Raw genomic sequence first — 8,374 nt, 5'->3', positions numbered from 1 at the left:
GCCTGAGCGTGATATGCGCGCAGCGCGAGGACCCAGCGAGGCCCAAGACACGGGTCGCGCCATTCACGTTCAGTGATCCACGAAACAGGACCTAGCGCCGAGGCGCTAGGGCAGGGTGACCGACTCGCCGGGCTTGAGGCGGCGCATGTCGGCCTTCTGCCCGTCGGACTCCATCTCCAGCCACATGTCGACCAGGCGGAGCCCGATGTCGTTGAGCAGGCCGTCGTGGGTGGAGAAGGCGCGGGCGGGGCGGACCTGGCGGAGATACTCGACCATCTCCGACGCCTTCATCCACGGCGCGTTGGTCGGCACCATGAGCGTGGGCACCTCGACACCCGGCGGGGTGAACGCGTCACCCGGGTAGAAGACCTCCTCGTCCACCAGGAAGCCGACGTTGCGCACGATCGGCAGGTCCGGGTGGTTGGGGGCGTGCCACTCGCCGACGACCCTCACCCCGAAACCGGCCGTGTCGAAGGTGTCGCCGTGCCGTACGACCTGGATCTCGGCGGGGACGTCGGTGAGCGTGGCCGCCACGCCCTCGTTGGTCCAGATCCGCAGGGACGGGTCGGCCTCGGCGGCCCGGCGCAGCCGGTCGGCGTCCACGTGGTCGAAGTGCTCGTGGGTGATGAGCACGGCCCGCGCCCCGTCGAGCGCGGACTCCTCGCTGAAGGAGCCCGGGTCGATCACGAGGGCGGAGCCGTCCTTCTCCAGGCGGACACACGCGTGCCCGAATTTCGTGAGTCTCATCTCTTCACTTTATGGGCGGGGCGGATCATGGTGCCGCGGGGGCGGGACACGCGCGGGAGGCTGCCGGGAAGGCGCCGCCCCCCGCGCGGTCCGGTCAGGTGATCACGGGCGGTGCGATACCGCCGTCACCACCCCATACGTCCTCGTCCTCGGTGAGCCAGGTGGAGCGTTCGCGGTCCTGGTTCCCCTCGCCCGCCGCGCCGCCCATGGGCATGAACGGCATGCCGCCCATGCCCATGCCGGGGCGGCCGTCGGCCCGCGGGCCACCGGCGGCGCCGAAGCCGCCGCCGGCCCCCGTGGTGCCACCGGTGCCGACCCAGGAGGTCGGCCCGGCGGAGCCGGTCTGGCCGAGCGAGGTGGGGCCCGGGCCCCCTCCGCCGCCCCCGGAGTAGGTGGGCAGGCCGGTGCCGGGGCCGAGTCCCGTCCCGGGGCCGAGTCCCGTGCCGGGGCCGAGACCGGTGCCGGGCCCCGTGCCGGGACCGCCCGGCACGGTGGGCTCGAAACCGGCCAGCTTGGTGTTGCGCGGATCGTTCGGGTCCAGGCCCACGTTCTGGTTGTTCGGGTTCAGGCCTGTCGGGTCGGTGAAGCCGGGCGGGATGGTGCCGGGCCCCGTGCCGGGGCCACCCGTACCGGGACCGCCCGTACCGGGACCGCCCGGATAGGCGGGGTTGGAGATGTCCGGGTAGCCGCCGCCCGTACCCGTACCCGGATCGCCCGTACCCGGGCCTCCCGGGTAGCCGACGCCAGGGAAGCCGGGCAGGGTTCCGGTGCCGGGGTAGCCGGCACCCCCTCCGGGGTAACCACCACCTCCGGGGTAACCACCCCCACCGGGATAGCCGGCACCGCCGGGGTAGCCGCCTCCACCGGGGAACCCTCCCCCGCCGCCCGGGTAACCCCCGCCGCCGTTGGGATAGTTCTGGGTGGTGAGCGGGGGGGTGGTCGGGTCGCTCAGCCGGGGCAGGTCCTTCTCCACGGTCGCGGGGATGTTGTCGTAGAGGACGACCAGCTCCTCGTTGAGCGCCATCAGGTCCTCGCGGGCGAGGTCGTTCTCCGACTTGTCGGTGAAGATGATCCCGCCGAACGTCCCCAGGTTGTAGTTGTCGCCCGGCATGAGGTCCAGCCCGTCGTCGAACTCGAACGCGCCGCTCCTGGCCGCGTTGTCGATGTAGGAGGGGAGGATCTCCTTGCCGTAGTAGATCAGCGGGGGGCCGAGCTGGCCGCAGCGGAGTGCCAGCTCGTTGACCGTCTTGTGGACGAGCTGGAGCGCCTTCTGCGCCTCGATCGAGGCGTCACCGCTCCATACCTTCGCCAGCTCTCCGGCGACCTCTCTGATCAGGCTGTGACTGTTGTTCAGCATGGTCGTCGCGGAGTTGTAGGCGTGTCCCGCGTCCTCGATGGCCCGCGGGTTGGTGGCCTTCAGCAGCTCCCTGATCTCGGTCGCGCTGTAGTCGCGGTAGTGGTCCCGGCTGCCGATCCCCGGGCTGCTCTCGCCGTTGAACTTGATGTGGTGAACCGCATGGTCGCTGCCCATCGCGTCTCACCCCCCCTTGTTCGTGGTGCTGGCCTGCTCGGCGTCCTCGTAGTTGTAGGCGGCGACCCGCAGCAGGTTGATCGCCGCCCGGTACTTGACGATCGTGTCCTGATAGACGGTGCCGATTTTCACGTGGGCCTTCTGCGTGACCCTGGCGACGTCCTTGGCGGTGTCCCAGGTGCCGATCTGGGCCTCGGTCAGGTTGGTCAGGGACCGCATGTCCGACAGCGATCCCTCGTTCGAGCTCGCCAGGCGTTCGAGGTCCTCCTCGAGGGCCTGGAGCAGCTTCTTGATCCGGTCGCGCTTGAGCTCGACGGTCGGGCGGTCCTTGTCGAGACCTGGCCAGGCCGGGCTTTCTTCCTTGGGAGGTGGCATGCCTCTTCTCCCCGTTACTGAGGGGCCGCGGCACCGCGCCGCGACCCGATCGGTTCTCCCCGCCACGGAGAGGGCCGCGGCACCGCCGTGGCCCACCCGGTTCCTGGGATCAGCGTCCGTCGAACATCGTGACGTTGACCTTCTCGGTCATCGCGAAGTTCTCCCTGCCGATCTCGATGACGCCACCGAGGCGCTGGAGCAGCGCGGCCATCCGGCCGGACGCCGCGTCCCACTGGGCGCGGGCGCCGTAGTAGGCCGTGCGCGCGTCGCCCTCCCAGTCACCGAGCAACCGGTCGAGATCCCCTTCCAGGTTCTGGAGGGTGCCTTCCAGCATCTGCCACTGCCGGGCGAAGTCGCCGGCAGAGCGGTCCATCTGGCCGAAGTCGACAAGAGTGCGGTCGAAGTCGCTAGCCATGGTGATCCCCGTTCCGAATCCGTCAGCTGTTGATGTCGGCCCCGAGCCGCCTGGACACGGCGGTCTGGTTCTCCTGGGCGGTCTCGTAGTTCTTCTGGATGTTCTTGAGCTTGACGGACAGGCCCTCAAGCTCGCGCAGGATGTTGGTCATCTCGGTGCTCCAGGCGTTGAACACGCCGTCGAAGGAGACCGCGGACTGGCCGTCCCAGCCGGAGCGCAGCTCGCCCCGGTGGCCTTCGAGCTGGGTCTTGATCTGGTTGATCGTGGTTTTGGCGTCGTCGGTCTTCTGTGACGCCTCGCCAAGCCGCGAATGGTACGCGGAGGTCTTCTGAACCACGTGACACCTCCATGGTGCTCGACTGGCATAGGAGTTTCGATCATTACAAAGTGGACAGCGGGCGCATCTCTCACCAGTAACAAACAGATATACCGTTGGTAACGGGGATCACGGTTGTCCCACGGGCACCGGGATTCCCGCCGCCGCCCGGCTGAGCGCGGGGCCCTGCGGGATCAGATGCACGATGTGCGCCGGCAGCGGCGCGACGTCCGCGGCGGTGTAGCCGAGGCTCGCCAGCGACTCCGTCGCGGTGATCGCGTGCCGCCGCCCCTGGTCGCTGATCAGGAAGACCGAGGTGACCGCGTCCAGCCTGCCGTTCCCCGGCAGCACGCCCACCAGCGACGCGGTCCCCGGCGGGAGCACGACCTGGTCCACCGAGTCCTGGTCGAACCGGCCCGCCGGCGGCGCGGGGATGCGCATGGTGCTGCCCACGGTCAGCCGCGCCCGGGTCGATCCGCGTTCGGTGTCGGTGTAGACCGCGCACACCGGCGAGGCGGGGTCGGGGGCGATGACCCGAGGCATGGCCGTGGGAAGCCCCGCCGGATCGAAGCGGGTGGCCGAGCGCCGCATCCCGTTCGCGGTCGGCGCGTCGATCTCCACGGCGCGCACCGGCGCCCTGCCGTACGCCTTCTTGCTGGCCGGGTCCTGGAGCAGGAGCTCGGCCTGGGCGGGTGTGAGCGCGGCCAGGCCGTCGGGGAGCAGGACGTACCACTTGGCCGCGCCGCCCGACGCCGAGCGCACGGTGTAGATCCGGCCCGCGACGGAACGCCTGCCGTCGGGGCCGCGCACCAACCTGCCGCGGGCGGCGAGCGCCGGGGCGCGGAAGTCGGGGCCGATGGGCAGCGCGTTGAGCCAGGCCGCGGGAACCTGCCGGGGCTGCTCCTCGGTCAGCGCCCGCAGGCTCTCCTGCGGCACCCGCATCCGCCGGTCCGACCAGAGCAGCCAGGTCTGCGAGCCCTCCTCCACGACCATCGCGGTGTTCTGCCCGATCGGGGTGCCGCCGACCGCGAAGCCGCCGATCAGCGAGGTGTGCGGGGTGCGCGTCCCGGTGGCGTCCACGCCCTCGACCACGCAGGCCGACCAGGGGGCGCGGACCAGCCGCCCGCGGGGCGGCAGGGACTCGGGGGCACCGGGGATGCCGACCAGGAGCCCGCGCGGGAAGCGCGTGAGCGACGCCGTGGAGACCGTGCGGACCGCCACGCCCTGCCCGCCGCCGAGCAGCAGCCGGGCCGAGGTGACGTTGGCGACCGGGATCATCTGGCCCCGCGTCGCGCTGTAGACGAAGGTCGCGCCCGACTCCTCCTCGACGATCACCGTCCCCGGCGCGGTGAGCGCGGTGGCGCCGCCGGGCTTCAGCAGGCCGTAGATGCCGAACGCCACCGCCACCAGCACCGCGACCAGCACGCCGCAGAACGTCGCGACGTTGTGCCTGCGCATCGGCGACTCGGGCACGTCGGGCTCGCCCTGCAGCAGGGCCATGCCCAGGCGCTGGGTCATCAGCCGGTGCGCCTGATAGAGATCACGACGGGTCTGCATCCCACCTCCGCCTCGCCGGGTGCGCGGTCGCCGACAGCATAGAAGCGTGATCGCCGGGCGGTGCACGGGACGCCGATGGTGAACGCCGGTGGTACCGGACGTTTCCGGCCGTCGGCGACCCCGTGAACAGGCCTTCGAGGCGTGGGGAGGGACCGGCTCCGGATGGTAGGAGATGTCCGGGAACACGTGATCACGGAGGCCACATGACCCAGGAGAAGTACGTCACCTCCAAGGCGATCGAGAGCATTCGCAAGGAGATCGAGGAGGACGTCATCCCGAGGATCAGGGAGATGCACGCGATGCTGGCCGACACGACGGTCGGATTTCCCGGCTGGGGGGCGGTCGGCGAGCTCGCGGTCGGGATGCGCTACCGGGAGGTCCAGCGGGACGTGGGGGAGAAGTTCGACGACGCGGTGGAGGTGCTGGAGTCGTGGACGGCCGCGCTGACCACCGCCCGCGCCAACTGGCGGACCGCGGAGGACAACAGCACCGTCGTGTACCAGTGAGCCGTTCACCAGTGAGCCGGGGGGAGCCGGGATGACCGCGAGAGCGGGTGGGAGACCGAGCCCGCTGACGGCGGGCAGGAGCGCCAAGGGGGTGATCACGAACTCCACCAAGGTCCTGTCCACCCTCAAGGGCGGTGCCAGGCTGGCGCCCACGGCCTGGGCGGGCGTGGCGATCGCGAGCACCGCCGTGGCGAACGTGCCGGGAATGGCCGACGCCTACAACAACTGGGAGTCCGTCCACTCGCGCCTGGACACCGCGGTGAAGAGCTACGTCGCCGTCCTGCTCACCAAGGAGAAGGAGGGCTGGATCGCCGACGACAGGGAGGCGTTCGACGACGCCGTCCAGCGGATGCAGGAGGCGCTGGAGAGCCTGCGCGCCTACGTCAAGAACGTCGCCGGGATCGTCGACGAGCTGGGGGACGCCTACCGCGCGTACTGGCTCGCCATCGCCAAGATCGCGGCCACCCTGCTGGCCCTCGCCACGATCGCGGCGGCCATGCTGGCGACCCCGTACGCGGCCACCGCCATGGTCAACCTGAGGATGCTGGGCACCCTGGCCAGCCAGATCATCGCCGTCTCGACCGGCGCGCTGGGCAGGCTCGTCGCCTCGGTGGCCGGGAGCATGTCGGTCTACTTCTCCGGCAAGGCGTGGGTCCAGTCGTTCAACCTGGAGCCCACCGGCTCGGCCAAGGTCGACTTCACGAAGGCGAGGATCGACCCCTCGCTCCTGCCGTACCGGCAGGCGCCCGCCGTCGCCCCCGGACAGGCGCCGCAGTTGCCCAAGGGCGGGACGTTCGAATGGCTGTCCCCCAAGAAAGAGATGCCGGAGCCGTACAAGTGAGCGATCCCATCCCCGAGAACCTGCGCCTGGGAAACCCCGAGAACCTGCGCCTGGAGGACCTGGACGCCGTCGTGCGGCAGAGCGAGGAGACGCTGCGGCGGCTCGGCGGGGTCTTCGGCGAGCTGGAGACCGTCACCGGAGAGGGGTCCGGCGCCGACGGCCTGGCCCGTGCCCTGGTGGACGGCGCCGGGCGGATCAAGGAGATCACCCTTGAGCCGCGCATCATGCGCCTGGACAGCCAGACCGTCGCCGAGGCGGTGACCGAGGCGGTCCGCGCCGCCCAGGAGGCCGCCGGGCGCGCGAACGAGGAACTGCTCCGCGCCGCCACCGGCGGCGATCCGCTCCCGCTGGACATGGCCGACGCCCGGCGCCGTTTCGAGGACATCGGCCAGGATCTGGCCCGCACCCTGGACGACCTGGGACGAGACTGACCGTGCCGTCCGGGCGGGACCCGGACGGCACGGGCCCCGGGCCGGGGAACCCCGGTCAGCCCGACAGGCCCCTGACGGCCGCGTACACGTCCATCACCCCGAGCGCGAGCGGGAGCAGGGCCAGGATCAGGCAGAACTCCACGATGTCCCCCGCGCGTCCCCAGAACGGGGAGGGGCGCCGCTGCGGGAGGAACAGCGCCATCCCGCCCGCCAGCGCCGCCGCGCACACCAGGCCGATCGTCACCGCGAAGGCCGAGTCCGGCGTGGTGAACGCCACGCCCAGGACCAGCGCCAGCAGCCCGGCCAGCCCCGAGCCGAGCAACCAGAGGCGCTGGCCGGTCCCCTGGAAGACGCGGGCGCGCATCAGCAGCGCCAGCGAGAGCGTGATCAGGGTCGCGGGGGCGGTCCACCCGCTCGCGGTGAGCAGGACCGGCAGCGTGCCCAGCGCCACCAGGGCGACGCCCGCGGTCAGGCCGGTCGCGAACCGCTCGGCCTCCGTCGCGCGCCGCCGGATGTCCGCGCCGTCGATGTCGTCGGTGTCGCCGCGCAGTTCCTCGGCGTTGGTGGGCAGCGCGGGCAGCGGGAGCCTCGCCAGCCGGAAGGACGTCGTCGGGATGAGGGGGGCGCAGGCCAGGGTTATCGCGGCGGCCAGCGCGGCCACCCCGGCGGCGGGCGCCCCGGTGAACATGACGACCGCCGAGCAGATCGTCCCGATCACCGCGGCCAGCCCGACGCCGAAGAAGTTGGGCAGTCCCTCGGCGACGACCCAGCCGGTCACGGTGGCGACCAGCGCGGTCACCGCGAACCCGGCCAGCAGGTTGGGCGCTCCGAACACGGCGGGACCGGCGGGGGGAGCCGGTACGCAGGCCCCGGCCAGGAAGGCGTGCGGCAGCGCGGTGTAGCCGATGGTCGCACCGGCCCGGCCGTCGCCCACGGCCCTGGAGAGCGCGGCGCTCGCCACGACGGCGAGGATCGCGCACGCCCCGGCGAAGGCGACGACCGGTCCCCAGGGCGGCCCGCTCACCACGAGCACCGCGAACGCGGCGATCATCGACAGCGCCGCGGTGCCCAGCCCCACGCCCCTGGTGTGCGCGGCCCGCCAGCGGCCGGTCCGCTCCTTGACGCCGGTCGCCACGGTGTCGGCGACGTCATCGAAGATCGCCTCGGGCAGCTGGGACGAGCGGGGGAGCAGGTAGAGGACCTCGCCGTCCCTGATGCCCAGCTCGGACAGGCCCGCGCCCGAGGGCATGGGGGCCGCGCCGATCCGCTGGAGCCCCCAGCCGCCGGCGGGCGCGATCTGCTCGGCGCTCTCGCCGGTGGCGGCGAGCAGATCGGGCAGCAGGTGGGAGAGGGGGAGGTCCGCGGGCACCGCGAGGTCGACCCGGCGGCGCGGGGTGACGACGGTGATGCGGCACAGGGGGATTGCGGTCACCTGGTTCACAGGGCGCATGGTAGTCACCTCCGCGATCGCCCGGCACCCGCCGGGGTCGCGAGGTGCGCGGTGTTCACCCCGCGATCACCCGGTGCTCATCCGGTCCGCGGGACGGTGTCCACCCCGCGATCGTCCGGGGCTCACCCGGTCCGCGGGGCGCGGGGACACACCTCCGCGATCATCCGGTATCGGTCCCGAGGCGTTCTCGAGGATTCCGTCGAAC

10 protein-coding genes are annotated in these 8,374 nt (G+C 71.8%); 3 read left to right on the top strand and 7 right to left on the bottom strand.

Annotated features, from left to right (window positions below; all coding sequences use genetic code 11):
* Positions 1 to 105: 105 nt before the first annotated feature.
* From AB0F88_RS34345 to eccB, 6 genes are all read right to left on the bottom strand, one after another.
* Entirely contained in the window at positions 106 to 747 is a 642-nt protein-coding gene (locus tag AB0F88_RS34345) for an MBL fold metallo-hydrolase (RefSeq protein ID WP_362693869.1), read from the bottom strand.
* A gap of 94 nt (positions 748 to 841) precedes the next feature.
* Positions 842 to 2,278: a hypothetical protein gene (locus AB0F88_RS34340; protein ID WP_362693866.1), complete on the bottom strand. Its 1,437-nt coding sequence runs from the start codon at positions 2,276 to 2,278 to the stop codon at positions 842 to 844.
* 6 nt (positions 2,279 to 2,284) lie between these two features.
* Entirely contained in the window at positions 2,285 to 2,653 is a 369-nt protein-coding gene (locus AB0F88_RS34335) for a hypothetical protein (protein WP_362693863.1), read from the bottom strand.
* Between the two features lie 109 nt (positions 2,654 to 2,762).
* Complete coding sequence (locus AB0F88_RS34330; protein WP_344917995.1) at positions 2,763 to 3,068, bottom strand: WXG100 family type VII secretion target; 306 nt, start codon at positions 3,066 to 3,068, stop codon at positions 2,763 to 2,765.
* 22 nt (positions 3,069 to 3,090) lie between these two features.
* Entirely contained in the window at positions 3,091 to 3,405 is a 315-nt protein-coding gene (locus AB0F88_RS34325; protein ID WP_362693859.1) for a WXG100 family type VII secretion target, read from the bottom strand.
* Between the two features lie 108 nt (positions 3,406 to 3,513).
* Positions 3,514 to 4,941 carry a type VII secretion protein EccB gene (eccB, locus tag AB0F88_RS34320; protein ID WP_362693856.1) on the bottom strand — a complete coding sequence of 476 codons (1,428 nt, stop codon included), beginning with the start codon at positions 4,939 to 4,941 and terminating at the stop codon, positions 3,514 to 3,516.
* Between the two features lie 203 nt (positions 4,942 to 5,144).
* On the opposite strand from eccB, the gene AB0F88_RS34315 reads away from it, so the two are divergent.
* From AB0F88_RS34315 to AB0F88_RS34305, 3 genes are read left to right on the top strand one after another with little or no spacing between them, the layout of a single operon-like run.
* Positions 5,145 to 5,447, top strand: a complete 303-nt coding sequence (locus AB0F88_RS34315; protein WP_362693852.1) for a hypothetical protein — start codon at positions 5,145 to 5,147, stop codon at positions 5,445 to 5,447.
* 31 nt (positions 5,448 to 5,478) lie between these two features.
* On the top strand, positions 5,479 to 6,288 hold the full coding sequence (locus AB0F88_RS34310) for a hypothetical protein (RefSeq protein WP_362693849.1): 810 nt from the start codon (positions 5,479 to 5,481) through the stop codon (positions 6,286 to 6,288).
* Entirely contained in the window at positions 6,285 to 6,719 is a 435-nt protein-coding gene (locus AB0F88_RS34305) for a YbaB/EbfC family nucleoid-associated protein (RefSeq protein WP_362693846.1), read from the top strand. Before AB0F88_RS34310 ends, AB0F88_RS34305 begins: the two co-directional genes overlap by 4 nt.
* A gap of 55 nt (positions 6,720 to 6,774) precedes the next feature.
* Here the strand turns inward: AB0F88_RS34305 and eccD are convergent, their stop codons facing one another.
* Positions 6,775 to 8,160 carry a type VII secretion integral membrane protein EccD gene (gene eccD, locus AB0F88_RS34300; protein ID WP_362693843.1) on the bottom strand — a complete coding sequence of 462 codons (1,386 nt, stop codon included), beginning with the start codon at positions 8,158 to 8,160 and terminating at the stop codon, positions 6,775 to 6,777.
* Between the last annotated feature and the right edge of the window lie 214 nt (positions 8,161 to 8,374).

The organism is Streptosporangium sp. NPDC023963 (assembly GCF_040639135.1).
In the GTDB taxonomy this organism is placed as follows: Bacteria; Actinomycetota; Actinomycetes; order Streptosporangiales; family Streptosporangiaceae; genus Streptosporangium.
The sequence above is the reverse complement of the archived record's forward strand: the minus strand, read 5'-3'. Positions and strand labels throughout refer to the sequence as shown.